The 26,514-nt window shown below is 51.5% G+C and carries 22 protein-coding genes; 9 read left to right on the plus strand and 13 right to left on the minus strand.

Features of this window, described 5'->3' with window-relative positions; genetic code table 11:
- Positions 1-124 precede the first annotated feature (124 nt).
- A complete protein-coding gene (locus CBE73_RS11020; RefSeq protein ID WP_094094263.1) occupies positions 125-805 on the minus strand; it encodes a hypothetical protein in 681 nt (226 codons plus the stop codon).
- A 261-nt stretch (positions 806-1,066) separates the two neighbouring features.
- Between CBE73_RS11020 and CBE73_RS11025 the strand changes: the two genes are divergently transcribed.
- The 6 genes from CBE73_RS11025 to CBE73_RS11050 all read left to right on the plus strand — a co-directional run bounded on the left by CBE73_RS11025 (position 1,067) and on the right by CBE73_RS11050 (position 8,110).
- On the plus strand, positions 1,067-2,665 hold the full coding sequence (locus CBE73_RS11025) for a histidine kinase N-terminal 7TM domain-containing protein (RefSeq protein WP_094094264.1): 1,599 nt from the start codon (positions 1,067-1,069) through the stop codon (positions 2,663-2,665).
- Positions 2,666-2,798: 133 nt separating this feature from the next.
- Positions 2,799-4,391, plus strand: a complete 1,593-nt coding sequence (locus CBE73_RS11030) for a spore germination protein (RefSeq protein ID WP_094094265.1) — start codon at positions 2,799-2,801, stop codon at positions 4,389-4,391.
- Entirely contained in the window at positions 4,388-5,500 is a 1,113-nt protein-coding gene (locus CBE73_RS11035; RefSeq protein ID WP_094094266.1) for a GerAB/ArcD/ProY family transporter, read from the plus strand. The genes CBE73_RS11030 and CBE73_RS11035 overlap by 4 nt, the downstream gene beginning before the upstream one ends.
- The gene (locus CBE73_RS11040) at positions 5,493-6,731 is read left to right on the plus strand and encodes a Ger(x)C family spore germination protein (RefSeq protein ID WP_094094267.1); all 1,239 of its coding nucleotides are present in this window, start codon (positions 5,493-5,495) and stop codon (positions 6,729-6,731) included. The genes CBE73_RS11035 and CBE73_RS11040 overlap by 8 nt, the downstream gene beginning before the upstream one ends.
- A 19-nt stretch (positions 6,732-6,750) precedes the next feature.
- Complete coding sequence (locus CBE73_RS11045; RefSeq protein ID WP_094094268.1) at positions 6,751-6,987, plus strand: hypothetical protein; 237 nt, start codon at positions 6,751-6,753, stop codon at positions 6,985-6,987.
- A 4-nt stretch (positions 6,988-6,991) separates the two neighbouring features.
- Positions 6,992-8,110: a GerAB/ArcD/ProY family transporter gene (locus CBE73_RS11050; RefSeq protein ID WP_094094269.1), complete on the plus strand. Its 1,119-nt coding sequence runs from the start codon at positions 6,992-6,994 to the stop codon at positions 8,108-8,110.
- A 45-nt stretch (positions 8,111-8,155) separates the two neighbouring features.
- Here the strand turns inward: CBE73_RS11050 and CBE73_RS11055 are convergent, their stop codons facing one another.
- The 5 genes from CBE73_RS11055 to CBE73_RS11075 all read right to left on the minus strand — a co-directional run bounded on the left by CBE73_RS11055 (position 8,156) and on the right by CBE73_RS11075 (position 13,950).
- Positions 8,156-9,895 (minus strand): glycoside hydrolase family 13 protein, encoded by a 1,740-nt coding sequence (locus tag CBE73_RS11055; RefSeq protein ID WP_094094270.1) that lies wholly within the window; start codon positions 9,893-9,895, stop codon positions 8,156-8,158.
- A gap of 188 nt (positions 9,896-10,083) precedes the next feature.
- The gene (locus CBE73_RS11060; RefSeq protein ID WP_229752776.1) at positions 10,084-10,770 is read right to left on the minus strand and encodes a glycerol-3-phosphate acyltransferase; all 687 of its coding nucleotides are present in this window, start codon (positions 10,768-10,770) and stop codon (positions 10,084-10,086) included.
- Positions 10,767-11,852 (minus strand): glycosyltransferase, encoded by a 1,086-nt coding sequence (locus CBE73_RS11065; RefSeq protein ID WP_244905547.1) that lies wholly within the window; start codon positions 11,850-11,852, stop codon positions 10,767-10,769. The genes CBE73_RS11060 and CBE73_RS11065 overlap by 4 nt, the downstream gene beginning before the upstream one ends.
- A 362-nt stretch (positions 11,853-12,214) precedes the next feature.
- Positions 12,215-12,820, minus strand: a complete 606-nt coding sequence (locus CBE73_RS11070) for a YfbU family protein (RefSeq protein WP_157739515.1) — start codon at positions 12,818-12,820, stop codon at positions 12,215-12,217.
- A 56-nt stretch (positions 12,821-12,876) separates the two neighbouring features.
- Entirely contained in the window at positions 12,877-13,950 is a 1,074-nt protein-coding gene (locus CBE73_RS11075; protein WP_157739517.1) for an ROK family transcriptional regulator, read from the minus strand.
- 263 nt (positions 13,951-14,213) lie between these two features.
- Between CBE73_RS11075 and CBE73_RS11080 the strand changes: the two genes are divergently transcribed.
- Both CBE73_RS11080 and CBE73_RS22665 read left to right on the plus strand, forming a co-directional pair.
- Complete coding sequence (locus CBE73_RS11080) at positions 14,214-16,841, plus strand: PAS domain S-box protein (protein WP_174704708.1); 2,628 nt, start codon at positions 14,214-14,216, stop codon at positions 16,839-16,841.
- A gap of 267 nt (positions 16,842-17,108) precedes the next feature.
- Entirely contained in the window at positions 17,109-17,288 is a 180-nt protein-coding gene (locus tag CBE73_RS22665; protein ID WP_425320417.1) for an NAD(P)H-dependent oxidoreductase, read from the plus strand.
- Positions 17,289-17,452: 164 nt separating this feature from the next.
- On the opposite strand, the gene CBE73_RS11090 is transcribed toward CBE73_RS22665, so the two are convergent.
- The 4 genes from CBE73_RS11090 to CBE73_RS11105 all read right to left on the minus strand — a co-directional run bounded on the left by CBE73_RS11090 (position 17,453) and on the right by CBE73_RS11105 (position 22,368).
- Positions 17,453-18,574 (minus strand): stalk domain-containing protein, encoded by a 1,122-nt coding sequence (locus CBE73_RS11090; RefSeq protein WP_094094274.1) that lies wholly within the window; start codon positions 18,572-18,574, stop codon positions 17,453-17,455.
- Between the two features lie 290 nt (positions 18,575-18,864).
- Entirely contained in the window at positions 18,865-20,046 is a 1,182-nt protein-coding gene (locus tag CBE73_RS11095) for a TolB family protein (protein ID WP_094094275.1), read from the minus strand.
- Between the two features lie 118 nt (positions 20,047-20,164).
- Positions 20,165-21,679, minus strand: coding sequence for a sensor histidine kinase (locus CBE73_RS11100; protein WP_094094276.1), 1,515 nt, complete (start codon positions 21,677-21,679; stop codon positions 20,165-20,167).
- On the minus strand, positions 21,676-22,368 hold the full coding sequence (locus CBE73_RS11105; RefSeq protein ID WP_094094277.1) for a response regulator transcription factor: 693 nt from the start codon (positions 22,366-22,368) through the stop codon (positions 21,676-21,678). The genes CBE73_RS11100 and CBE73_RS11105 overlap by 4 nt, the downstream gene beginning before the upstream one ends.
- Positions 22,369-22,639: 271 nt before the next feature.
- Here CBE73_RS11105 and CBE73_RS11110 point away from each other — a divergent pair, with 271 nt between their 5' ends.
- The gene (locus tag CBE73_RS11110) at positions 22,640-22,993 is read left to right on the plus strand and encodes a hypothetical protein (protein ID WP_174704709.1); all 354 of its coding nucleotides are present in this window, start codon (positions 22,640-22,642) and stop codon (positions 22,991-22,993) included.
- A 136-nt stretch (positions 22,994-23,129) separates the two neighbouring features.
- Here the strand turns inward: CBE73_RS11110 and rbsB are convergent, their stop codons facing one another.
- From rbsB to CBE73_RS11125, 3 genes are read right to left on the minus strand one after another with little or no spacing between them, the layout of a single operon-like run.
- The gene (gene rbsB, locus CBE73_RS11115; protein WP_094094279.1) at positions 23,130-24,047 is read right to left on the minus strand and encodes a ribose ABC transporter substrate-binding protein RbsB; all 918 of its coding nucleotides are present in this window, start codon (positions 24,045-24,047) and stop codon (positions 23,130-23,132) included.
- Between the two features lie 15 nt (positions 24,048-24,062).
- On the minus strand, positions 24,063-25,031 hold the full coding sequence (rbsC, locus tag CBE73_RS11120) for a ribose ABC transporter permease RbsC (RefSeq protein ID WP_094094280.1): 969 nt from the start codon (positions 25,029-25,031) through the stop codon (positions 24,063-24,065).
- Between the two features lies 1 nt (position 25,032).
- On the minus strand, positions 25,033-26,514 hold the full coding sequence (locus tag CBE73_RS11125) for a sugar ABC transporter ATP-binding protein (protein WP_094094281.1): 1,482 nt from the start codon (positions 26,512-26,514) through the stop codon (positions 25,033-25,035).

Genomic DNA, 26,514 nt, shown 5'->3' on the forward strand with positions numbered 1-26,514 from the left:
CTTAACAATACTACAAAAGAGCCTTAAAATCAGCCTCCGATTAGACAGTCCCTATAGACCCCATTGCATCTTTCTCTCCTTTGGCCTTTATCTTTATCTCCTTTGCTCCTTTACGAGCGTTCCTTTATGAGTGGTCCTTTGCGAGCTTGCTGCTTTGTGAATCCACCTTAAATCCATCAATGGTAAAATAACGGTCCCCTTCCCACTCGACCTTGCTTTCCTCTCTATAAGGCCCTGTGTAAAGCTGCTTTGTGCGGACAAATGGGCCATAACGTGTCCCCAGCTCTCCAACGGTTCCGCCGCCTGCAGCGCCGAAATTAATCATTTTGACCCAAGCAATATGCCTCCCATCAGGCGAATCCACTTCAGCCAAAGTAAGCTGAGCGACTGTGACTCTAACTATAAGAATGACAAGCAGCAGCAGGGCAGCCGGCAAATGCAGCAGACCCCCGATCACCTTCAGGCTGGTATGCGCTTTGCCCGCAGCGATCCAGGGAACCAGCACGATCCAAGGGATAAACAGCACCGGATAGCGGATACAACCCAGGATCGAAATCACTTCCAGTCCAACCATCAGCAAAGCTGCGTTATTTCCCCGTTTGTCTGCCTTCGCATAAATCCGCCAGGCGAGAAAGAGAACCGATACGATATATAAAGTTAGCGCCGCGTGCTGCAGCATAGGATGGGTCCAATAAATATGATTACAATAACCAGCCGCAAACAGGCCGATGTAACCGATACCTGCATAAGTCAAACCTAAACCTGCATGGCTTAACCGGAAACGTTTCAAGCGAAGCTGGAACATAAATCACCCTCCACTCCCAGAAAATGTATCTTCTATATTAAATAACGCAAACGCCCGCATCTGAGTTACATTTCCGCTCAAAAAATAACAACAGGCAGCCCTTTGCCTTGTGATGCCCTGCCTAAGAGCTTCACTAATCAGCAGACAAAGCTTTCATTTTCCGGGAAGCCTTCTTCCATCTTTAATTAAATGTGATACTATTTATTGAGAAACGTATAAAATTGTCCCCTACCTTTTTCAAGGAGCTGAACAAAGCGGCAAATGGGCTCATTTATTTCTAATTACATTGTCATCGTATCCCTTGCAGGAATCCTCAACGTGCTGTTGGCATTCCTCGCCTATTTCAGACGTACGGACTTTCAGGGAACCAAAGCTTTTGTCGCTATAGCCATTACGTCAGCTATCTATATCTTTGGTTACGCCGTCGAGCTTTCGAGCGGCTCTCTGGAGGAAATTCGTTTCTGGACCAAAATCGAATATATCGGGCTGCCCTTCATTTCCCCGGCTGACCTCATTTTAGTGCTTTATTTTGTCGGATTGGACAAGCTGCTTAACCGCATAACGCTGCCGCTGCTCTTCGTCATTCCGGCGATTTCCTGCCTGCTGGCTTTAACTAACGATTATCATCACTTGCTGTATCGGGAGATGTATCTGCATCCAGATGCCCCGTTCCCAACCGCCGAGATTGTCATGGGCCCTTGGTATATCGTACATGGCAGCTATACGTTTGGCTGCTTATGCGCCGGAGGATGTATCATTTTGGCCAAATGGAACTCCATGAAACATAATTACAAATGGCAGATGTTGACCCTGCTGGTTGGCATTATCCTGCCTTCTGCTGCTTCTTTGGCGTATCTATTCGGCCTTTCGCCTTACGGCATGGATCCGGTCCCCGTCGTTATGAGCGTGACCTCAACGCTGTATATCATCGCCATTTGGTCGAGAGGCATGCTGACCGCCGCTCCGATTGCCCGGGAAAGCCTATTCGGCCATTTAAGCGACGGCGTGCTGGTGCTTGATTTGTTTGAGCGGCTGGTCGATTACAATCCGGCAGCAGAACAGTTGATTCATGGGCTGAACGCTTCCTGTATAGGGAAACCTCTGGCTCCCCTCCTTGAGAAGAGCAGCCCTGAAACTTTGAACTTTATTCTGAACACTGATGCGTCTGCCACTGCAGAAAATCAAGTCGAGTGGAAGGTTGGAGAGAAAACGTACCACTACCTGCTTCGCTGCACCCCGCTTAGGAATAACGGCGGCCGCTTTATCGGCAGAATCGTCAAGCTGACGGATGTGACGGAGCAAACGCTGCTACAGAGAAAACTTCATCTTATGGCGACCAAGGACAGTTTAACGGAGATCTACAACCGAGGTTACTGGATGGACAAGGCCCGCCAGGCATTAGCTTCCTGCAAGGAGTCCGGCGAACCGCTGGCCGTCATCCTGCTGGATGTTGATCATTTCAAGAGCATCAACGACCGTTACGGTCATGATACAGGCGACGAAGCACTCCGGCACATCGTTGCCATCTGCAGCTCTTTGGTTACCGAAGAGAAACCCTTCGGGCGGTATGGCGGGGAAGAATTTGTGATTTGTCTGCCCGGCACAAATCTCGATCAGGCCGGACAGGTGGCCGAAGCGATTCGCGAATGCATCGCAGCCAGTCCGTTTGTAGCAGCTTCGCAGCAGGTTCAGATTACCGCCAGCTTTGGCGTCGCGGACCATCATTACGGTGATACGCTGGAGGAAATGCTCGGCGCGGCCGACAAAGCCCTCTACCGGTCCAAAAATGGCGGCCGGAATCAAGTCTATCTTGCTCGGTCTAAGATACCCGTCAATAAAGAGACTTCTTCAAACCATTGAACCCATATCCGTGCCTTACATAACGGATGTGGGTTTTTTCTTGCGGTCTTTGGAGTCCTTCTCCTTGTAAGGAAGAATAAGGAATTGAAGCCCGGGGAATAATACACCAACATCCCATGAAGGAGGATTAACGATGAGTACATCAAGACCGGGAATCGCCAGTCAATCGAACAATTCCGGACCTGATAGCGTTCCCTCTTCACGTCCGTTTACAGACTCTCTGGAAGATAACCTGAATGAGCTTCTGGACCGTTTAGGAGAAAGCGCGGACGTTGTTGTGAGAAAGCTGGATTCTGAGGATGTCCTTCCTATCGCTTTGGTTTATATTGACGGACTTATAAACGTAGATATTATCAACCAATCCATTCTTCAGCCTCTGACGAATACGCTCCTTCAATATAAGGGAAAGGAATCAAAGGAAAGCGCTGCCGAACACCTGAGGGCAAAGCTGCTTCCCATTACCCAATTCCAGGAATGCAAAACCTTCGAAAGCGCATTCTCCATGCTCTTCGAAGGCCATACCCTCGTTTTTATCGACGGGAATAAAGTAGCGCTCTCCATGGATACCACCGGTTGGCAGATGCGCAGCATCAACGAACCCACTTCACAGGCGGTTGTACGCGGCCCTAAGGAAGGGTTTACCGAAAACCTCCGGACCGGAACTTCCTTGCTGCGCAGAAAAATCAAGTCCCCCGACCTGTGGATTGAGGAATACAAGATCGGGGCACGTACCCAAACGAATATCGCGTTGGTTTATATGAAGGGAATAACCGACGATCAGATCCTGAAAGAAGTCCGGAGCCGGCTTAACGGGATACAAACAGACGCTATTCTTGAAAGCAATTATATCGAGGAATTTATCCAGGACGGAAAATGGACTCCGTTTCCGACCATACAAAACTCCGAACGTCCGGATGCCGTAGCAGCAGGCATCCTCGAGGGTCAAGTCGCCCTCCTGATTGACGGGACACCCTTTGCGTTGCTAACTCCGGCTACCTTTTTCAGTTTTTTTCAGTCCAGCGAAGATTATTATCAGCGGTACGATGTTGCTTCATTTTTACGACTTATCCGGGTAGTCTCCTTTTTTGTTTCCATGACGCTGCCGGCTTTATATATAGCCATCACCACCTTTCATCAGGAAATGGTGCCGACGCCCCTGCTGGTGAGCCTCGCCGCGCAAAGGGAAGGGGTTCCTTTTCCCGCTCTGGTGGAAGCCCTGGTCATGGAATTGACGTTTGACGTGCTGAGGGAAGCCGGCGTCCGGATGCCTAGAGCCATAGGACCGGCCGTTTCCATCGTAGGCGCGCTTGTGCTGGGGCAAGCAGCCGTACAGGCCGGCCTGGTATCGGCGGCCATGGTTATCGTCGTATCCTTCACGGCCATATGCAATTTTGTGATTCCTTCCCAGGTAATCTCCAATGCGCTAAGGCTTATCCGTTTTGTCATGATGATAGCGGCCAGCGTCCTGGGATTATTCGGGATTACTTCATTCCTGATGTTTCTGATGATCCATATGGCGGGGCTTAGCTCGGTCGGCGTTCCTTATCTGTCGCCGGTTGCACCTATGACCCCCCGTTATTTGAAAGATGTATTCGTCAGGGCTCCTCATTCCCTGCTTAAGATACGCCCCAAACTTGCGGCCAAGCAGGAAGCCTACAGACAAGCCCAGATGTCTAAAGAAAATTTGGAGCATGACTCATCCAACAAAGGAGGCCAATCCCCATGAAACAGAAAATAGGAACCCTGCAGGCATCCTTCTTGATTGTGAATGCCATTGTGCCTACAGCTATCGTGGTTTTGCCTTCGATTATCAGCACCAGACTGGAGCAGGAAGGACCCTTCAGCATCGTCATATCGGCCGGCTTGGGGATCCTCATAGTTTTGCTTGTCGCCGATTTAATCAAAAAGAGCAACGGGACTCCTTACATAGAATGGATAAGCAAAGTAAGCTCTCCGTTTGTTGCAACTTTCATGGGGGCTTTGATTCTAGGGCATTTTATAGAGGAAACCGCCATAGTTCTGCGCCAAAGCATCAACTTTATTAGTGAAAACGTACTTTTAAAAACGCCTTTTGCCGTTATTCTGTTGGTTATGATGATCGTGAGCATTTATATAACCAGCCAAGGTATAGAAGTCATGGCCCGCGTGAGTTCCATCCTGGTACTGCTGTACATCCTACCTATTCCAATTTATATGTCCGGCGTCGCTGATTTCAATCAATTCAGCCGGCTTTTGCCGATCTTTGAGCATTCACCAAACGATTTTATTCTGGGTAGTTTAGGACCCGCCAATTGGGTTTCGGAAGTGTCATTTCTGCTCTATATCGCTCCGTATCTCAAATCGCCGGAACGTTCCAGATCTATTGGCTTTCTGAGCTTATCTTTCACCTGTATCATCATATTGATTATTTACGTTCCTACTCTGCTGGCCTTTGGCCCGGAATATATAAAAGTATTAAATTATCCGGGATATACCTATTCCAGGCTTGTCCACTTAGGACATGCCTTCGAAAATCTGAACATTTTGTTTGTTTCCTACTGGTTACTTGTCAGCTACATAAAATTGTCCTTTTTCCTGTTTGTGACGTTGGAATGTTTTAAGCAAACCTTACGGATCAAAGAAAACCAGCTCTTTTATTTGCTGGCTTTAGCTTTGATCATTTCGCTCGAGTCCTACTATACCTGGGACACCCCGGATCATTTGTACAAAAACAATTTGGAGAATCAATTTCCCGGATTCATGTTGGTTAACTTCATATTTCCACTAATTATTTATGCCATGAGTAATATCCGTCAGTGGAAAACTCGTCGAAAGGGGTTCAGCAGCCGTGAATAAGCTTTATTTATTGGGCTCCAAAAAATGGCATACGGCTCTATGCATTTCTTTGACGGCAGTCCTTTTAGGGGGCTGCTGGGATAACAGGGAGCTGAACGAAATCGGAATCTCCTCGGGTACCGCCTTTGATTGGATCGATAACCGCTGGACGATTACTTATCAGGTCATCAATCCCCTGTCCTCATCAGGCACGATGGGCAGCGGAGGCGAATCCAATACGCCTCCTTTTCTGACCTTCACCGAACAAGGAACGTCCATTATGGAAGCTATATCGCGCAGCAGTATGACCAGCACCCGCCAACTCTTTTTCGCCCATTCCCGGATGACCGTCTTCAGCGAAAACATGGCTCGAAAAGGCATCACGGAAGTGCTGGATTTGTTTCTGCGCAAACCGGATGCCCGCGAAACGGTCAATGTCTTTATAAGCCGGCGAAAAGGCAGAGATATTCTGGACCAATTGATGCAATCATCCAAAAACCAAGGGGCGGGCGTACAATTAATGATGCAGCAGGAAGCCAACCTAAGCTCCTACTACCCGGGAATCAGAATGTTTGAACTAGCCGTCAATCTGGCCTCTGAGTCCCACTGCGCAACCATTCCGGAGATTAAGCTTAGCGGTCAAGAAGTCATGGATACGACGCAGGAAACTGCAATTACCGATCTCCCCAGCCGCCTTGAGCTGGGAAGACTTGGCGTGCTGAAAAAGGACAAGCTGGTCGGCTGGTTATCGATCAGGGAAGCCTTCGGGTTGACCTTTCTTACTGATCAGATTAAAACGGCCAGTATCTCTATCGCTTCCGAGCCAAATAAAGAAAACGTAAAAGACTCCTCGTTTTCCCTGCTGCACTCCAAAACGAAAGTCAAACCTAAATGGGAAAACGATCATTTCGTCATGGATGTCCATATCCGCGGCGGCGGCATGCTGCTTCAGTTGTCAGGAGATGTGGATTTAAACAAGCCCGGAGAAATTAATCGGCTTGAGCAGAACATCAATAAGCAGGTGCTCTCCTATATTCAGGACTCCTGGAACGCCCTGCAAAAAATCAATGCCGACGCCACCGGCTTCGCTACCCTTGTCCACCGGAAATATCCGCGCAGGTGGAAACAAATCAAAGCGTCCGGAAGCTGGGATAAAGAGTTCAGGGCGATTGAAATTCGGCCCCATGTTTCCATAAAAATCGAACGTTTTGGACTAGGCAGTAAATCCTACAAAAATATCGAAAAAGAATAAAGAGAAGGACAGAAATTTCATGATCAATGAAATTTTGCTGATTATAGCCTATGTGGCCGCATATATCGCAGGCTACCGACAATTAAAAGGAAAAAAGCAGGTTTATAAAAAAATAGTACTCGCTTTCCTTTTTATTTGGAGCGCCGTTGAATGGATTTTGGGGAGCAACGGGAAGTGGTATCCGAGCCTTGCTTTCGTATACTTTTATTTTTATAAACCTGTGGGTCAAGCCATCGTCCATTGGTTAGGAGGTTAAGCTAATGAAGCCCCAAAAAGAGCAAATCACTTCTCTGCAAATCACTTTCATGGTCACCTTATTCGAGATTGGCAGCGCTCCATTATTTCTGCTTGGCTCGCATGCAGGGCAGGATGCTTGGATGGCTACGGCGGTTGGTTCCCTTGCGGGATTACCGCTTCTCTTCCTGTTCTTCTGGATTCAAAGCAAGGCCGCCGATCGCGATTGGATAGGCCTGCTGCGCAGCGGATTTGGGCCTTATATAGGCTCCATTCTCGGCGGTACCTATTCCTTTTATTTTGCCTATCAATCCATGCGAAATGTCCGCGACTTGGGGGAATTAACCAAGCTCATCTTATTACCGGCTACCCCCATGTTTATGACCATGTTGATTTTTGTTATGACCGGCGGCTATGCAGTTTGGAAAGGGATCCATGTCGTCTTCAGACTGCCTGAAATGCTGCTTCCGATTGTTTTGTTTTTGTATGCCATGGTCATCGCAGTTTTCTTTTTTTTGAAAGTTATGGATTTTAACCGTCTCGCTCCTGTTATGGAGAACGGATTTTGGCCGATTGTTCAGGTAGCCGTGCCCAATCTCGTGTCCTTCCCGTTCGGTCAGACTCTGGTTTTTCTGATGTTCTGGTCCTTTTGGGAGAATAAAGGCATCCCGGTCAAACAGACCTTGATCGGTTACCTGATCGTCAGCTTATTCCTGATCTTTGTTAATTCCGTAATTGTGGCCGTTTTAAGCGCCCCTATCGCTTCTGCCAGCGAGTTTCCCATGCTCAAGGCGGTGCATTCCCTTTCCAGTCTCCGTTTCGTAGAGCGGCTTGAAATCTTGCTGAGCATTTTGCTGTATGTCGGACTGTATATGAAAATGACCGTCTTTTTCCTGTGCGCTGCTAGGGCCATGGCCTTTATCACAAAAAAAACGGCCAGGTTCTGGACGATCCCGGCCGGTGTGGTCATTTTCGGAGCTTCTTTTATTGAACAGGGATACGCCCAGCATTTTGCCATCGGGCTTGGTCCCAGCCTGAAAGTGGATGTGGTCTTCCAGGTCGTCGTTCCCATGATCCTGATCTGCTTGCTGCTTCTCAAAGGACGCAAGAACCGCCGCGCGGCCTCTGGCGGAACAAACAAATAAGCGCTGCTGTTTTCCAGAAAAGTCCGCCCCTTTATATCTGCATCTTCATAAAGATTCAGGCAAAGAGCTCCCTCCGTGCCCGGCGGGGATATTTCCAGTTTGCGGTTCCGCGGCCGGGGCAATGAGATGATAGACCCGGCTCTCAAACGGCTCAAGCTCCATTTGTTCCGAAAGCGCCACCTGCTCGGAGAACAGGTTATGGAGCAGCAATCCTGCAGCTGTATACTCCAGAGATTCAGGCAGCTCGATGGCCGCTTTCCTATCTGTCAGGTTGCTGATTACCAGCAGCTTTTCATTGCCAAATGTGCGGGTGTAAGCATATACCTGCTCGTGTTCCGGCAGCAGCAGGTCATAAGTGCCGTAGACGGCCGCTTCGTATTCACTGCGCAGCTTGATCAGATGTTTATAGAAGTAATAGATGGAGTCCGGATCAAGCTGCTCCTGCTCCACATTGATTTCCGTGTAATTCGGATTGATCTTCAGCCAAGGCTTGCCGGTGGTGAAACCGGCATTGGCTTCGCGGCCGTTCCACTGCATCGGCGTCCTAGAGTTGTCTCGGCCGTTTTTCCAGATGATCCGCATGATTTCTTCATGACTTTTGCCGTTTGCCGTTTCGAGCCGGTAAAGATTCCTGATCGCTACATCTTGATAATCTTCGATCTCAAATTCCACATTGGTCATGCCGATTTCCTGTCCCTGATAAATAAAAGGCGTGCCCTGCATCAGGAAATACATCGCCGCCAGCGCTTTAGCGGAGGCTTTCCAATAGGTTTTGTCATTTCCCCAGGTGGACACGATACGCGGCTTGTCGTGGTTCTCAATAAACAGCGCGTTCCAGCCGCGGTTTTCAAGTCCTTTTTGCCAGCGGGTTAGCGTTTGCTTTAATTCCACCACATCAAGCTCGCCATCAACACGTTTATCCCAAAGCCGCATATGCTCAAACTGGAAGATCATACTGAACGTGCCATTCTCCTCGCCAACCCACTGATCGGCTTCTTCCACGGTTACTCCGCTCGCTTCCCCTACCGTCATTACGTCGTAATGGTCTAACGTTTCCTCTTTCATCTCCCGCAGCAGCTCATGAATGCCCTCACGGTTCCTATGACCCTCAAACGAGGGGACATAGGCCAGCTGGTCCGGATTCGGCAGATCCGGCAGGCCAGGGATTTTCTTAATATGGGATATAGCGTCTACCCGAAAGCCATCAATCCCTTTATCCAGCCACCAGTTTATCATGCTGTAAAGCTCCTTGCGAACCTGGGGATTCTCCCAATTGAGATCAGGCTGGCGCTTCGAGAAAACGTGCAGGAAATACTGACCGGTAGTCTCGTCATACTCCCAGGAAGACCCGCCAAAGATGCTCTCCCAGTTATTCGGCTCCGCGCCGCTCTTGCCGTCACGCCATATATAATAATCCCGTTTGGGGCTGTCTTTGCTGGACCGCGATTCCACAAACCAGGGATGTTCATCCGACGTATGGTTGATGACCAAATCCAGAATCAGCTTCATCCCGCGTACATGGACTTCATCCAACAGCTGATCGAAATCCGCCATCGTCCCGAATTCATCCATGATGTCCTGGTAATCGGAAATATCATACCCGTTATCATCATTGGGTGATTTATAGGTCGGACAAATCCAGATTACATGGATGCCGAGGCCCGTCAAATAATCCAGCTTGGAGATAATCCCCTGCAAATCGCCGATGCCATCTCCGTTGCTGTCCATGAAACTCCGCGGATAAATTTGATAAGCCGTTGCTTCTTTCCACCATTTCTTGTGCATGGTCTGCAGCCCCTTCACAGAAAATTTCAGAATATGCGGTGTACTTTAGCCGCAGGGGTTAGCTTGAAAGAGCGCTGGACTACGATTAAAGGGGAGCAGACCTCTTGGGCGAACCCCCCTTCTTCAACTTAATTACACCCATTTAGAAATGTTCCCCCAGGTGTAGCGGCTTATTCCCTTCTGGGGAATCAAGGTTTGGATTCAGAATCAGCGGGCACAGCACCGCTCTCCTCAACGCTGCCCGGCCAACCCGGTTTGCGATCTCTTGCAAACAACACGTTTCGGCTGAAGGCCGCCAGCTTATGCCGGTTCGCAAACGCCAGCAGAATCAGATTGACCAGCCAGAACACGAGAATCGGCGCCGGAAAGCTTTCGATCAGCAAATAGGCGGAGAGCAGCAGCATGCCTAATACAACCTGGAACCCGTTTGCTTCGTCCGAAATCCTCCGGCTGCCTTTAAGCAGGATTGAAGCAACAAGCAAGGCAGCAAGCAAAATCGCATAAACCAAAGCTACTTCGAAAGCGGTTAAGGCACTCCATACCCCAAAAGTAACAGCTATGCCTTTGCCGCCGCGGAATTTGAGAAACGGTGAGAACAAATGCCCCAGAATAGGTGCAGCTGCCAGCAGGACCAATCCATACCCGCTGATGTTCTCCACACGGATGAGCCAAACCAGCGGGAAATACCCCTTGAGAAAATCCAGCACGACCCCGGCTGCGCCAAGCTTCCAGCCGGCGGCAGCCCACAAATTAAAAGCGCCCGGGTTGCCGTCTCCTACCGCGCGCACATCTTTTCGAGCTAAACGCCCCAGCCAATAAGAGAACATTAAAGAACCAAAGACAAATTCAACCCAAGCCAGCGCTGCAATCATCATGAAGGTTTACGGCCCCCCACCTCAATCGTTCGCCCTTTCCAGACCACCTTCTTAAGAAAGACCACCTGATAGGCCGAATAGATAAAGGTCACCAGAAAGAACAGGACGGATAATGTATGCAGCAGCGGCATGACCCAGCCGAATCGTCCCGCATACCGGGTCAGCAGGAAGATTTGCAAGGTGAACAGCAGATACGCCCCTGCGGCGGGCCAGGCCCATGCGGTTGGCCATAGAAACCAGGCAGACTGGCCAGCAATCAGCGTGATAAACCATATGGCGATCAAAGTGACGGTAAAAGGACTTAATTTGGAGGTGCTCGTTACAGCCCCTTTGCTGAAGCCCTCCAATTCACTGCGCAAGCCTCCAGGGTACATGCGGAAGGCTACGTCCCGGCCTCCGAGATAATTTGTCACCGGAATTCCCGCTTCCCGGAACTTGGCTCCGAGGTTCAAGTCGTCCAGCACTTCGAAGCGGATGCTGTCATGCCCGTTAACCGTCTCATAGTCCTTCCGGGTCGCTACGATGCAGGAGCCGTAAAGCCCCTGCTGAGGATTATGCCGTTCAAACGGCGACATAAAAGCAAACATGCCCAAAATATTCGGCACCAAAGCAAGGCGCTCATAGAATTTCTCCGTATGATGAAACGGCACGGCTGAGACAACGCCGCCATTCTGTGAACGGGCATGAAGCAGCGCATTTAAAGCATCAGGCGAAAGCCGGATGTCGGCATCCAGGAAAACGAGCAGATCGCCGGTCGACTTCAGGAAGCCGTTCCAGACCGCCCAGGTTTTGCCTGTCCAACCGGCAGGGAGCGATTCGTTCTGCACCACCTTGACCCCGTAGCTTTCGGCCACTTCGCGGGTCCGGTCCTCCGATCCGTCATCCACAATGATGATCTCATCGGGACGGCGGGTCTGGTTGTTCAGGGAGCTTAGTAAATACGGCAGATTATGCGCTTCATTCCGAGCCGGAATGATGACCGACACTCTTCCGCCGCGATAAGGTGTATCCGCGGACGGAAGCCTTTTTCTGCGGAATAACACCAGCGCCGCCAGACACCCGATCACGCTCAATAACAAGATCCACAATGTAATCCCTCGCTTTCCGGCAGCCGGAATTCCCAAGCAGCTCTGAACACAATTGGATAACATGTTTTGTTTTCTAAACATTTTATGTACAAAAAGACCGGGAAATGCCCGGTTCGACGAATTCTCCGGTGCGCTGCTGCCCAGCATCTTTCGAAAAACCCGGCGGACCGGCAAAGCCAGGTGGTGATGAAGCTAGAAACTTGTTATCCTGCTATTGGGAAATTTTAGGCTGCAAGCCAAAACTAACTTCATCTTATTCCCTTGCCGCTCTCTTAACAAGAGTATTTGGCAAAAAGATGCATTTTTAAGTATTTGAAATGAGGGTTCAGAGTTGTTTATTCAGATTGTTTATAGCGTTAGTTAGCCGCATTCTGCCCCCGGCTTTGGGAAAACGGGTGCGCTGCTGCCGCATTCGGCAAACTCGTAATGAATCTGATCTCTTCCAGGCTCAGCGCCTGTTTCCTTCCGGTCAACGACCACTGCCGAAGCATGAAACGATATTGGGGCAACATCGGACTTACGCTGTCATAACCTTCGGGCTTGTAGAATTCTTCGTATTTCCCGTCTTCGCTGATCACAAAGCTGGCAAAGGAGAAATGCTGGAATTCCCAGTGGCGGCTAAAACCCCGGAATTCAAGAATTTCCGGATAAATCTGGCCCGGGATGACTGAGAGCATATCGCTGCCGGCCGTCTGCCAAGGTGACTTTGTCTCCTCTGGACCGTTCTCTTCGCCAAAGGAGAGCTGCAGAGCACGAAACATGTTCAAGATGAGAAATACCTCATCGCTGATATGTTCGGGAATATCATCACTTACCATGTCAAGCACCTGATCGTAATAATGGGCATAACCCCGCTGCAAAATTTTGATCTTCTCATCGTAATAATCGCCGTCTCCGAGATTCAAAGCCTTCAGGATTTGCAGCTGGTTGCTTAAGATAAGCCTTTCTGTTTTGGTAAGCATTCGTTCCTCTCCCCTTTCGTCATCTCTCAAATTCCATACCGCGCCAGGCCGCCTGATCATGACCCCTCCATTAAGCGCTCAAGCGCAATTCTTTGCAGTCCCTGTAAATAATCCTGCTGCCGGTCCCGCAGCACCAGCTTCGGCACATGCTCTGCCGGAACATAATTGAGGCAGGCGGCCTCGACCTCCCGCACTGCCGTCTCATCCAGATCCTCCCGGCAAAAAATAACCGCATGCGGATTGATCACCGCTACCAGCGTGGATACAAACCGGGCCAGGCTGTCGATTAGCAGCGGCTCATGCGGGGGCTGCTCTGAGTCCAGGCCGGAGGCTGAGGCTGAACCCGATCCATAGGCGGAGCCTGAGCCGTTTCTTCCCGTCTTCATCGCTTGCATGAAGTTCAGACGATCATATTGCGGGATATAAGAGATTTCTCCTGAGAAAAAGCTGCTGCCCCGCACAACATCGCCGTTGATCAATATTCCGGCCCCTGGACCTAGTGTACCAAGAAACAGATAGACCAAGGTTGGATTGTCTGTCTTGGCGAATCTTTGATGATAGCCGAGAACGGCGGCGTTCATATCATTTTCCACATCAACAAGGACTGGCAATTGGGATTCATAGTACGTCTTCAAATCAAAGTTCTGGTAAGCCGGGTAGTTCGGAATATGAAACGTAATCCCGTTCTTGACCGCACCGGGAACTCCGAGGCTAAGGGCCCTGATTTTGGGAAAACGCTCCAGAATGGATTGCACGGTCTCGGTTAAAGTGTCCGGCCGTTCCTCCCACTGGATAGTCGTCTTCCCCTGCTCCAGCACCTCGCCCAAATAATTAATGACGGTAAATACGGCGTCTTCTCTTTCAATATATAGAGCCAGCCCGAGCTTATAATCAGGGTTAAGACCGTATCGCTGGGCTCTGCGGCCGCCGCTGGATTCGTCGGTGCCAACTAGGAATATTTCTTCGTCTCCTTCCAGCTGGTCCACGATCTTGCTGACCGTCGGAAAGCTGATGTCCGCCATCCTGGCGATTTCCGTTTTGGTCGCGCTCCCCTGACGCAGCAGCTCCATGCGGATCCGCCGGACGACAAGCCCGCTCATTTGTTTCGGCGAAACAAACCGCTCTTTCATAAAGCCCTCCTTGGGCACACTTTTTAAAGACATTTAATAAGTTTCTGATTTGAGTTTAGCACACGCTATCCGCAGAGACAATGCGGCTTTTTAAAGATTCTTATCTTGAATTTACAGATTCCCAGATATTCGTCAGGAAATCTGACATCAAAACCATAAAAGTGCATTTTTTAATCAAAAAATCAAGAAAACAAGCAGGAAAAGACAGCCGGAAGCTAGAAATTCCCTTCGAGTTAAAGTCCCGAACAAGAGGGGGTTGCAGCGTGGCGAGTGAACATGAACCTGTCAGGGAAACCTTTTTCAGTCAAACATTCCATTATACACCAATTGGGATGGCTATCCTGTCTGCCAGCGGCAGATTATTGAAGGTGAACCCCGCCCTATGCCAGCTGCTGGGATATTCGGCATCCGAGCTGGAGACCAAAACGTTTAAAGACATCACTCACCCCGAAGATCTGCCAAAGAACGTGAGCCCTATCAAGCTGTTTTTCGAGGGTAAGCTGGATGTATACGAGATAGAGAAACGGTATATTCACAAAAATGGACGGGCAATATGGGCCATGCTGGCCGTAACCCCGGTCAAGGACGAAACAAACACCCCGATCTACCTGATTGCCCAAATCGTGGATCTGACCCAGAAGAAACTTGCGGAAGCCCATCTGTTCGAGCAGCAGCGTCTGCTTCAAGAGAATGAGCTGCTGTACCAGTCCATTGCCGACAACAGCTTTGATTTCATTACCCGCCACAGCCCTGACGGTACATTCCGGGAAGTGTCGGCCTCGTGCCGTCAAGTGCTTGGTTACACCAAACAGGAAATGATCGGCCTGCCTGCCTCCGTCTTTCTTCATCCTGAGGAAAAGGACTACGCCCGGGAACAATTCCAGCTCCTCCTTCAAACGGGTAAAAAGCTTATTTTGACCTATCGGTTCCGGCATAAGGACGGACGTTATTTATGGGTAGAGTCCACCCTGCTCGGTATATCGGAGGCCGAAACCGGCCAATTATCTGAAATCGTCATCGTCTCCCGGGACATTAATGAACGTATAGAATCCCTTGAACAATTGGAAGAATCGCAGAGGAAATATCGAATGATCGCGGAGAATGCCAGGGAGATCATTACCTTCACCGATCCCCGCGGACTGATCCAATCTATATCTCCCGCTGTTACGCTGCTGCTGGGATACAGTGAGCAGGAGGTTATCGGCACCAACATCTTTGATTACTGGCATCCGGACGAGCGTTTGGCCAAGCAAAGCAGCGAGCTAAGCGGAAGCTGGTCCAGCAGCACCCCCTGCAGCCGCCTTCGCCATAAGGACGGACATTATGTCCATATAGAAACGGCCTTCCAGCCGGTAAGGAACGATGCGGGCGAAATTGTGCAGGTTCTATGCATCAGCAGGAATATCACGGAACGAAAGCTGGCTGAGGACGAATTACGCATGACCAAAGAGAAGCTGGAGTCGTTCATATCCAACCATGCGGACGCCGTCTGGATGATGGACCGCGATGGTTATGTCCAGCAGATCAATGCCGCCTTCCAGAAGCTGTTTGACTGGAGTTCAGCCGAAATTTTATGCAAACAGCTCCCTGTTATTCGGGAGCAGGATCAAAGACAAATGGACGAACTGAAAGCCAAGGTATTATCCGGCGGCTCTGTCGTTGGGCATGAGTCTGTCTGGCAGCGGAAAGACGGCACCCCTGTTGAAGTGAGCACGACCCTGTTCCCGATCCGGGACAGCCGCGGCAGCATTATTGGACTGGCCGGCACGACGCAGGACATCCGGGAGAAGAAGAGTGCGGAACGGAAGCTGAAAGCTTCCAAAGAACAATTTAAAGCTTATGTGGAGCAGAACAGTGATCCGGTGCTGATTCTCGATACGAATTACCGCGTGATCCGGGCCAATCCGGCCTTCGAATCTACCTTCGGCTGGTCCACAGACGAGATTATCGGAACCCTTATGTTTGATTTGCCAAGCGTTCATGGCGAATCCCAGTACCGGCATGATCCGTCTTTCGAGAACATAGAATCCAAGACTATAGAAATGATAAAGCTGAGGAAAGACGGCACCTTGATCCCCGTCCTGATCTCGATCTTCCGGCTGCTGGACGAAGCCGGCACGCACACCGGCTGGGCGCTGAACCTGCGGGACATGACCGCCTACAAACAGGCCGAGCAGCTGATGGTCAACTCGGAGAAGCTTTCCGTCGCCGGGCAGCTGGCCGCAGGCATTGCCCACGAAATCCGCAATCCGATCACCGCGATCAAGGGCTTTATCCAGCTGATGAGTTCGGGGATTGCGGAGAAGCAGCTCTATTATGATATTATGTCTTCGGAAATTGAACGAATCGAAATGATCTTAAATGAGCTGCTGATTCTGGCCAAACCGCAGGCCGCACAATTGAAACCGGCCGACGTGCGCCTTGTGGTGAGCCAGGTCGTCACGCTGCTGGATTCTCAGGCCAACATGAACAACGTCCAAATCATAACGGCGTTTGATACCGGTCCCGCTTGGATTCTGTGTGATGAGAACCAGATCAAGCAGATCTGCATCAATTTCATTAAAAATGCAATCGAAGCCATGCCCGGCGGAGGCATCGTCCGCATTCAACTGAGTCAGCAGGAACACGGCCGGTTTATCCTCCGATTCACCGACAATGGCACCGGTATTCCCGAAGAGGTCCTCAGCCGGTTGGGGCAGCCTTTCTATACGACCAAAGAAAAAGGCACCGGACTTGGCTTTATGGTCAGCAAAAAGATTATCGAAAACCACGACGGCACGCTTTCCGTCCACAGCAAAGAACACGAGGGCACCACCATCGAGGTGTCTCTTCCTTCCATGCAGGCCATAGAAGAACCCCCTTCGCTTGATCTGAACCGATTGCAAGTTTAAGCGATAAACCTTTGACAAATTATCTTCCCGGCTATATATCGATTCCATGGAATCAATAATATCAACTGAGGTGGATTTACGATGTCTAAACTGGCTTTACGTTGCCGCTCATCCGCTTACCCATGAGGAATCCGGTTCCTTAAGTACAGGAAAAATATTTCCGAAATCCTACCACAAGGCTCATCCTGAGGATGAAATCATGGAGCTGAATCTGTTTGAAACAGAGGTCCCGCCCATTGACGCAACAGCTTTCAGCGCCTGGGCAAGCTGCGCAAAGGCACCCCTCTCGAAGAATTAACCCGGGAAGAACAGCAACCAGCCCGTGCACATGCCCGGTTTAGCGACCAGTTTATCGCAGCCGATAAATATGTGTTTGTGAACCCGATGTGGAATCACTTTATGTCAAGCCAAATGAAAGCTTATTTGGATCCCCTTTGTGTCGCGTAAAAAACCTTCCGTTATACGTCCCGTCATCGAACGATATCTGAATGACCTGCTGCAGCGCAGATTTGAATAGCCGATTCACGAAAAAAAAGGCCGTGACCATGCAGCTTAAACTGTCATGAACACGGCTTTCCTTTTATGGTCCGACCGGTTGGGCGCAGGAGGATTTATTTCAGCTTGGTAACTCCGGCCGCCGCCTGCTCCAGCAGTGCGCTTGACCATGTTTTGTCCGGCGAACTTAAAGTCACGTAACGGCCGTCGATTTTAAAGGTCAGCATCGGAATATTGCTTGGGGTATACCATTTGCCCTTCACGCCGTCCGCAAGTGTGACCTCCTCAGCTTCATATCCGGTCGAATAGTCGCGAGGCGAGATTTGAACACTCATGTGGTGAAACCGGAATGTAACCGAATCCCCGCCGGCAGACACGCTCTGGTAACCATCACCTTTCGCCATTAGCATAGGCGCGTAAGCGGTGGTGAATCCGTCAAATTTGGCAAATTCAGCCTTGATTGCTTGGATCTGCGAAGCCGTGTAACCTACGGCTGTCAATCCGGTGGCCGCCGGAGTCTTACTGAGCTTCGTTACGCTGGCAGCGGCCTGCTCCAATTGGGCCTGAGATAATTTCCCGTCAGGCGAGCTTACCGTAACATAACGATCATCCAGCTTAAAGGTCAGCATCGCCCGGTCGCCCGGCGTATACCATTTCCCCTGCAGTCCGTTGGACAACGTCACGTTTGTCCCCATATACCCTTCCGAATAATCCCGCGGAGATACATTAACGCTCATATGATCGAATACCAGATTCACTCCGTCATCCGTCTGTACGGCCTTTCTGAACAGGTCCCCTTTCAGCATCTGCTGAGGCGCATAAGCCGTTTCGTACCCTTCAAAGGCTGCAAAGGCTTGGCTGATCGATTCGGTCTGGGCAGCCGTGTATGCGATCTTTACCCACACGTCCGGCGAAACCGGTGTGTTGCCCGGACCGTCCGCAGGACTGCCGATCGTAATGACACCTGTCTTGCTGTCATAATAGACCGGGGCATTCAGCGCTTCAGAAAGAGCACGCACCGGGAGATAAGTTGTATCCTGGTAAACAACCGGAAGCAGCCTGTTGCCGTTTGCATCCTTCGGAACAAACGTTGTCCCGTTAAGGTTGAAGCTGATATTCGAGTTCAGATACGCGGTGATCTTCTGCAGATGGGTTCCGGCATACACGCCTGCGGCTCCCGAGAATGTCATTCCGGCGACCATCAACGCCATGACGGATCTTTTGACTTGTTTATTCATGCTGAAATCTCTCCTTGAGTTTTAAATTTCAGGGCAGCCATGCTCATTCCTCGTTAGTGCCGCTCCCTTATGACACTAAGTATAAAAGTCCGTTATCTCCAAACCATTTCGGGGTTGTATCGGAGTTGTAAACATTGGCCGCCGCTCTCCCCAAGGCTTAAAACTGGCTGTAGCAAATTCATTCCTCGGCATACCGTTCAACAAAAAAACAGCCAAACTCGTAGGTCCGGCTGCTCCGTTCCATGCCCAGGCCAGGGTCAAAGATGCGTAAGAGGCAAGTTTCCAAAAATCTAAAGGTTCAAATCCATAATCTGCGTAACCGGCAGCGAATCTTCACCGGCGATCGTAATGCCGAGCCGTTTGCCGGAAGGACTCCAGCTGAGCGGGTATTGAGGGAAATAACCTGGCCCGACCAGCGACAGCAGCCCCGATTCGTAATCAAAAATGTAAACGCCGTTCAAACCGTTTTGATCTTCGTTATAGACAGCCAAAGCCAGCTTGGAAGAATCGGGCGACCAGGCCAGATAAGGAATCAGATTTCCTTTGGCCAAAGCCCCTCCTTCCGCCCGTCCATCCGGACCGAGCAGCCGAAGCTCGCTGGAACTCCGGTCCGTACCGTAGGCCTGTACGGCAATATGTGCGCCGTCCGGCGAAACCTCGAACTGTCCGACCTGCTTGCTGACCGTTTCCGGCCGGCTCTGCCCTGGCTTGAACTTCTTGAGCCGTCCCTGATCATCCAGGTAATAAACCGAGCCTTGGCTAACTCCGAATTCCGTAAACAGCTCAACGTCCGGGTCTTCCAGTTCCAGCTTGGCCACCGTTCCGTCCGTGCCGATCCGCCAGATGTCCCCTCGGCCCGTCTGAGCTCCGGCCGCCAGAATGTAGCTATCCGGATCAAGCCAGCCGCCAAGCTCCATAACGTTTGGCAGCTTAATTTCGTTAACGATCCCGGTCTCCCGATTCTTCATATAGTTACGGGCTGTGTATTTGTCCGCCCATTCCTGGATCAAGCTGAACCGCCCATCCGGCGAGACCTGCTCTTTCGTTACGGTCAAATCGCCCGGTTGAAGGGGGGCGGATTCCTCCTGCTTGTCTCCGGACGCCAAATCAACAACCGATGTCGTATAAACATATTCCGGTTCCTTCGCCGCAGTCCCCGCTTTGGACGGCTTGGTGGTCATAATCTTGAGCGCATCATCCGAAACCCAGGTTTCGATGCTGGCCCCCTCCAGACGGTGAATCCGCTGGACGGAAACGGCCTGATGCTCCTGCTTGACCGAACCCTCCACGACCGTCAGCTGGCGTTTGCCTGTGGGGCCCTGCCCCTCCGACGCGCCCGGCTTCGTGGAATTGTCGCCTGAACCGCTGCCCGTCAGATGATGCTGCAGCGGCGGCTGGCAGGCCGAAAGACCGGCCGCCAAAGCGGTAACGAACAACAGCAATGCGGCGCGTCTCTTCTGTAGCTTGTTCATGCTGCAGGCTCCCTCCCTTCCTTCATTCCTCCAATTTCGCCTTGATGCCTCAGTATAAATCTTCTCTATCTCCAAACCGTCTCCGGATTGTAACCGACTTGTAAACAAAACAAAGAAATCATAGGGAACCTGGCGGATCGCCCGGAAGCTCAAGGATAAACCGCGAGCCGTCAGGCCCGGATTCGGCGAGCCTGACGGAGCCGTTCTGCTTCTCCGCCAGGCTTCTGACCAGCGGCAGTCCGAGACCCGTCCCGCCGGTCTCCCTGGAGCGGTCTGTACTGACCGTAAAGAAGGGGTCAAAGATCCGGCTCTGCAGCTCAGCCGGAACGCCGATGCCGTTATCGGCCACCTCAATAATGGCGATGTGTTTGCCCTCAGCCGTTCGCTCGGTCCTGCTCGACAAAATCACCTTGCCGCCGGGACGATTATACTTAACCGCATTATCGAGCAGGTTAGTGACCATATGCATCACGTTCTCCGGGTCCGCCCATGCCGTTCCCTCCGTCAGCCGAGCTTCCAGCACAATCTTCCGGTTCTCGGACTTGAGGCGAAGCCGCTCAAGCGCTTCCTGAAGCAGCGGCCGGAGCGATACCCGCTCGGCATGAGTCTGGAAGTCGTAAATATCCATGGAGGAAAGCTTCAGCGCCTTCTCCACCAGCCCGTACAGCCGCTCCGCTTCTTTGGCGATTTGGGTTCTGGCTTCCTCCAGCAGCTTCGGATCATCGCTGTACATGCCCAGCAAATCGGAATAAGCGATGATGGACGTCAGCGGCGTCTTCAGTTCATGGCTGATGTTGCCGATGAACTGCTTCTGTTGCTGCTCGAGCTCCCTTAATCTGGCGATGGCCGCCAGCAGCTTCTGCTGCTCCTCATTCAGCTCACTGACATAAGCTGAAATGCTCCCGCTCATGTCGTAGATGCCTTCGGCCAACTCGCCGAATTCATCTTGCCTCCGCACCGGAGGCGCATCCAGATAATGCCCTTGACCAATCTGCTTTGCGGCCAAATTCAGCCTGGTCAAGACGGAAATCTGGCGCCAGACATACAGATAGCCGACTACAAAAGCTGCCGCCAGCACCGCGGCCCCGGTCACGATAAACAGGCTGCGGATCCGCCGGTAAAAAGCATTTTGTTCCCGTAAGGAGCTGTGAAACTGTACGGTGCCCAGTAATTCGTCCGCATTATAAAGCGGAGCCAGATACAGCAGCTGGTCGCCTTCCGTAATATAAGCCGACTGTCCCTTGACGGTATAAGCCAGCGCATCCTGAACGTCAGTCAAAGGCTGGATCGGCAGCGAGGTAGCGGCAAACTCGCCGCCTGCATGGTACAGAGTGACAGGCATGCCGCTTTGCTCGCTCAGATCAACGGCCAGCCGCTGGGCGTTCCGGTCCATGAATTCATCCGGAGGTATGTGTTCGCCGGTCAAATACTCCTCCCGGACCCGCAGATTGGCCGAATCCGCCTGATGAGCGAAATTCTGCTCCAGCCGAACCCGCTGATCCTCCCGGATGCCGGCCAGCACAAGCGTGCTGAGCAGGACGAGCACCGAGGCGAGCAGCAGGGCCAGCAGCAAGGAGATTTTCCCTTTAAGCCCCAGCCGGAGCTTCCTGCGGGGAACAGCCGCAGAGGTCATGTCAGAGCCCTCGTGCTTTTATAGCCTACCCCGTATACGGTTTGAATCAGGTTCTGCCATTCTCCCAGCTTCTTGCGCAGCCTCTGGACATGAATATCCACCGTACGTGTTCCGCCCGCAAAATCCATCTCCCAGACCTGCTCGAGCAGCGCTTCCCGCGAATAGACCCGTTCCGGGTGCCGAGCCAGCAACACCAGCAGATCAAACTCCTTCGGAGTCAGATCAATAGGCACGCCGCCGATTCGCACCATCCGGCTGAACGGCTCAATGGACACCCCGCCGAGCACGATAGACTCCTCATCCGTTCCACTGCGGCCGGAAGGCTCTGACTTCCGCCGCCTGGACAACGCCTTCACCCGGGCTACCACCTCCCGGATATCAAACGGCTTGGTCATGAAATCATCCGCTCCAAGCTCCAGGCCCAGCACTTTATCGACAATATCATTCTTTACGGTCAGCAGCAGCACGGCAGGCCGGTTACGCTCATCCAGCTTGCGGCACACCTCGTATCCGCTTAGCTTGGGCATCATGACATCAAGCACCATGACGTCCGGATTAAAGGAGGCCACCTTCTCGAGGGCTTCTTCACCGTCTCCGGCCGTCTCCACCTCAAAGCCTTCCCGCCCGAGAGCATAAGCGACAGCGCTCGAAATGCTGATTTCATCGTCTACAACTAGCACTTTAATCATGTTAATTGCCCCTTTAAACCTAATATATGTATGATTTTTTTTAAAAAAAGAGCCCCACCCTTGTCGGTAACTAGACGAACCCAGGCGTAAAAAAGTTGTGCCCTTTGTTGCTCCCACCATCTATTCCTTATCTTGCGCTTTATTCTGGAAATTTACTTAGTAGTGATTTTAATCCGCTTCAACCGGAAAATAGATATTTTTTTTGGAAAAACTATTGCGGAGGCACCCTCTCAGAAGTATTGTAATCAGGAAGCTAAATCCAGGAGGAGCCATGATGGGAAAACGAATTTATGCTCTTTTTCTAATTGCCTTTTATTCTCTCCAATTTGGCTCGGAGCTCTTATTATCCTCTGATATCCCCGTCCAAATCACCAGCCTTCAATTGGGGTACTTTGCCGGGTTCACCCTTTTGTCCCTATTCTTATTCTTGCAATTTTCACCCAACACCTCATCCAAAACCGCTTGGGTCGTTACTTTGATTTTTACGCTCGTTTGGTTCATGTCATTAATCAATGTCTTTAAATTATTCTCTCCGCCGGTGAATTTAATCATCATGAATAGCCTTGCTCTTCTTACACCGGTGACCCTCCTGCTTACTTTTTGGCTGAAGCACGGGAAAGAGTAACCCTCCGAACCTCGGCATGCAAAAAAAACGCCTCAATCGGGCTATGGCTATAGACTATAACCCAACCCGGTTGAAACGTCCTTTTAACTTTTGTCTTCATCTTTACCTTTAATCGCCAGCCCTATTTCTGGTTCCCTTATTCCTTCGTCACCAGCTTCAGCGGTGCCGGAATGGATTTCTCGACTGTTTTGCCCTGCAGCACGTCGCGCGCCGCCTGGACGGCCATTTGGCCGATCAGTTCAGGCTGCTGAGCCACCGTTGCGGTCAGCTTGCCGTCCTTGATCGCTTTCAGGGCATCATCGCTGCCGTCAAAGCCGATAACCGGGATGTCCTTGCCTGAGCTGCGAATCGCTTCGATCGCGCCAAGCGCCATTTCATCGTTCTGGGCAAACACCGCCTGAACGTCCGGATGCGCCTGGAGCAGGTTCTCCATCACGTTGAGGCCTTTGGTGCGGTCGAAATCGGCCGCCTGGGAAGCCACAACATTCAATTCGGTATCGGCCACCTCATGGAAGCCCTGACCGCGTTCACGGGTTGCGGAAGCGCCGGCTACGCCTTGCAGCTCAACAACTTTGGCACCTTTGCCCACCAGCTGAGCCAGGTATTCCGCAGCCATTTTACCACCTTTGACGTTATCGGAAGCGACAAAGGCTTTAACGTCGCCTTTATCGGCCGAACGGTCGATCGTAATAACCGGAATGCCCAGGTTGTTGGCATTCTCGACTTCCGTCGAAATCGCCGCCGAATCGGTCGGATTGATCAGCAGGGCGCTGACGCCTTTTTGAATCAAATCCTCCACGTCGTTGGTCTGTTTCGCCGAGTCGTTCTGCGCATCCACCACAATCGTTTCGATGCCCTGCTTCTTGGCTTCGGCTACTACGCCGTCTTTCAAAGAAACGAAGAACGGATTATCCTGCGTTGAAATGGACAGGCCAATCTTCATCTGCGTCAAATCCCCGCCGGTCTTCGGTTTGGCCCAGCTAGGGGGCTGCATGGAGCAGCCGGTCGTTAGCACAAGCAGCAGCGCTGCGATTAATAACGTTAACTTTTTCATCGTTTAATCTCCCCTTTATGCGGATTTCTTCCGGTCGATGAGTACGGCGATCAGGATCACGATCCCTTTGACCACCATCTGGTAGAAGGAAGAGACGCCGAGCAAGTTCAGCCCGTTGTTCAGAATGCCGATGATCAGCACGCCGATCAAGGTGCCGACGATGCGGCCGCGGCCGCCGGACAAGCTGGTGCCGCCGAGAACAACCGCCGCGATGGCGTCAAGCTCGTAAGAAGTGCCGGCTGTCGGCTGGGCCGAATTCAGACGGGACGTCAGAATAGCGCCCGCAAGCGCGGAGAGCAGGCCAGCCAGCGCGTAGATCATGATTTTGACGCGGGATACTTTGATGCCGGATACGCGGGCCGCTTTTTCGTTGCCGCCGATCGCGTACGTTTTGCGTCCGAAGGACGTTTTATGCAGAACCACCCACAGGATGGCAAAAGTAATAATCATCGTAACGGCCGGTACTGGAATGCCGAATTGATAACCGCGGCCAAACAGCTGGAACGCCATGCTGTCGCCAAGCCCCGTAATCGGGTTACCGTTTGTGTAGACAAGCGTCAAACCTCTGAAGATGGTCATGGTTGCCAAAGTAGCGATAAATGGAGCCATTTTACCCTTGGTGATCATGAGGCCGTTGACCGCTCCCATAACCCCACCGGCCAGACAGCCGACGATGATCGCGAGAACAGGATCAAGACCTGAAACCATCAGATTAGCGATAAAAGCACTGGATAAAGCGAGTATCGATCCAACCGACAAGTCGATGCCGCCTGTCAGAATGACGAAGGTCATGCCAAATGCGATCAGCGCGTTAATCGAAACCTGACGCAGCATATTGAGTATGTTAAGCGGTTCCAAAAAGCTAGGATTCAATACCGAAACGATGATGACCAATATGATCAGGCCCAGCAGCGGTCCAAGCTTTTGCGTCACCTGAGACAACTGAAATCCTTTGCTTGTTTTTGCTTCATTCATTGTCGACATGTTATTGTCCCCCCGTAGCGAGTGTCATGATTTTCTCCTGCGTAGCTTCTTCCCTGCTCAGTTCGCCCGTGATCCGGCCTTCGTGCACAACCACGATCCGGTCGCTCATGCCGAGCACCTCCGGCAGCTCCGACGATACCATGATGATAGCGACGCCGTGTCCGGTCAGTTCGTTCATCAGCTGGTAGATTTCCCGTTTGGCGCCAACGTCAACCCCGCGGGTCGGTTCATCCAGAATGAGCACTCTCGGACCGATGCCAACCCATTTGGCGATGACCACCTTCTGCTGATTGCCGCCGGACAGGTTGCCTGCCGCCGTTTCGGACGTGTGGGTTTTGATGCGCAGCCGCTTGATCAGCATATCAACGAACGATTTCTCCTTCTGAGCCGAGATCAGCCCTTTGGAGGTAAAGCTCTTCAGGCTTGGCAGCACCATATTCTCACGGACGGAAAAATCCAGGATCAACCCTTCATCCTTCCGGTCCTCCGTAATAAAACCGATGCCAAGCTTCACCGCGTCGTCCGGCTTGCGGATCGCGGCTTTCTTGCCGAACAGCGTCACCTCGCCGCGGTCGAGCGGATCGAGCCCAAACAAGGCGCGCATGATTTCCGTGCGTCCCGAGCCCATCAGCCCGGAGAAACCGACAATCTCGCCCTCATGAACCTTAAAGCTGATGTCCTCGAACAGCCCTTTGCGGGAAGCGTGCGCCACCTCAAGCGCCACTTTGCCGGGATTCGGCGTCCGCGCCGGATAACGTTCCGTCAGCTCGCGGCCAACCATTTTTCGTACCACTTCGTCGAAGTTTGTGTCTGGAATCGCTTGGGTATCGACCGTTCTGCCGTCCCGCATCACCGTAATCCGGTCGCAGATTTCGAAGATTTCCTCCATCCGATGGGAAATGTAGACGATGGAGACGCCTTCTTTCTTCAGAGAGGCTATCACCTCAAACAGCTTGCGGATTTCCCGTTCGGTCAGCGCCGACGTTGGTTCATCCATAATGATGACCTTGGTTTCCGTCAGAAGCGCTTTGGCGATTTCGATCATCTGCTGCTGGCCCACCGAACACTCTCCGGCTTCGGCGTTGAGCGGAATGTCCACGGACAACTTGCGGAACTGCTCGGCTGCAAGCGCCTTCATTTCCTTCTCTTTCAAAAGCCCGAAGGACGACGACATCTCGCGCCCGATAAACAGGTTCTGCAGCACGGTCATATCCGGCCATACGTTCAGTTCCTGATGGATAAAAGCAATGCCCGCTTTCTCCGCTTCCTTCGGATTCGAGAAGTACGTTTCTTTGCCGTCAATCGTAATTGTCCCGGCGTCTTTCACGTACAGGCCGGTCAATATATTCATCATCGTCGATTTCCCGGCCCCGTTTTCGCCCATCAGCGCGTGAACCTCGCCCGGCTCCAGATCAAAATTCACGCCGGACAAAACCTGGTTACTGCCAAATGCTTTATGAATGCCTTTCATTTCAATACGCAT

The sequence above is a fragment of the Paenibacillus physcomitrellae genome (assembly GCF_002240225.1).
Classification (GTDB): domain Bacteria; phylum Bacillota; class Bacilli; order Paenibacillales; family Paenibacillaceae; genus Fontibacillus; species Fontibacillus physcomitrellae.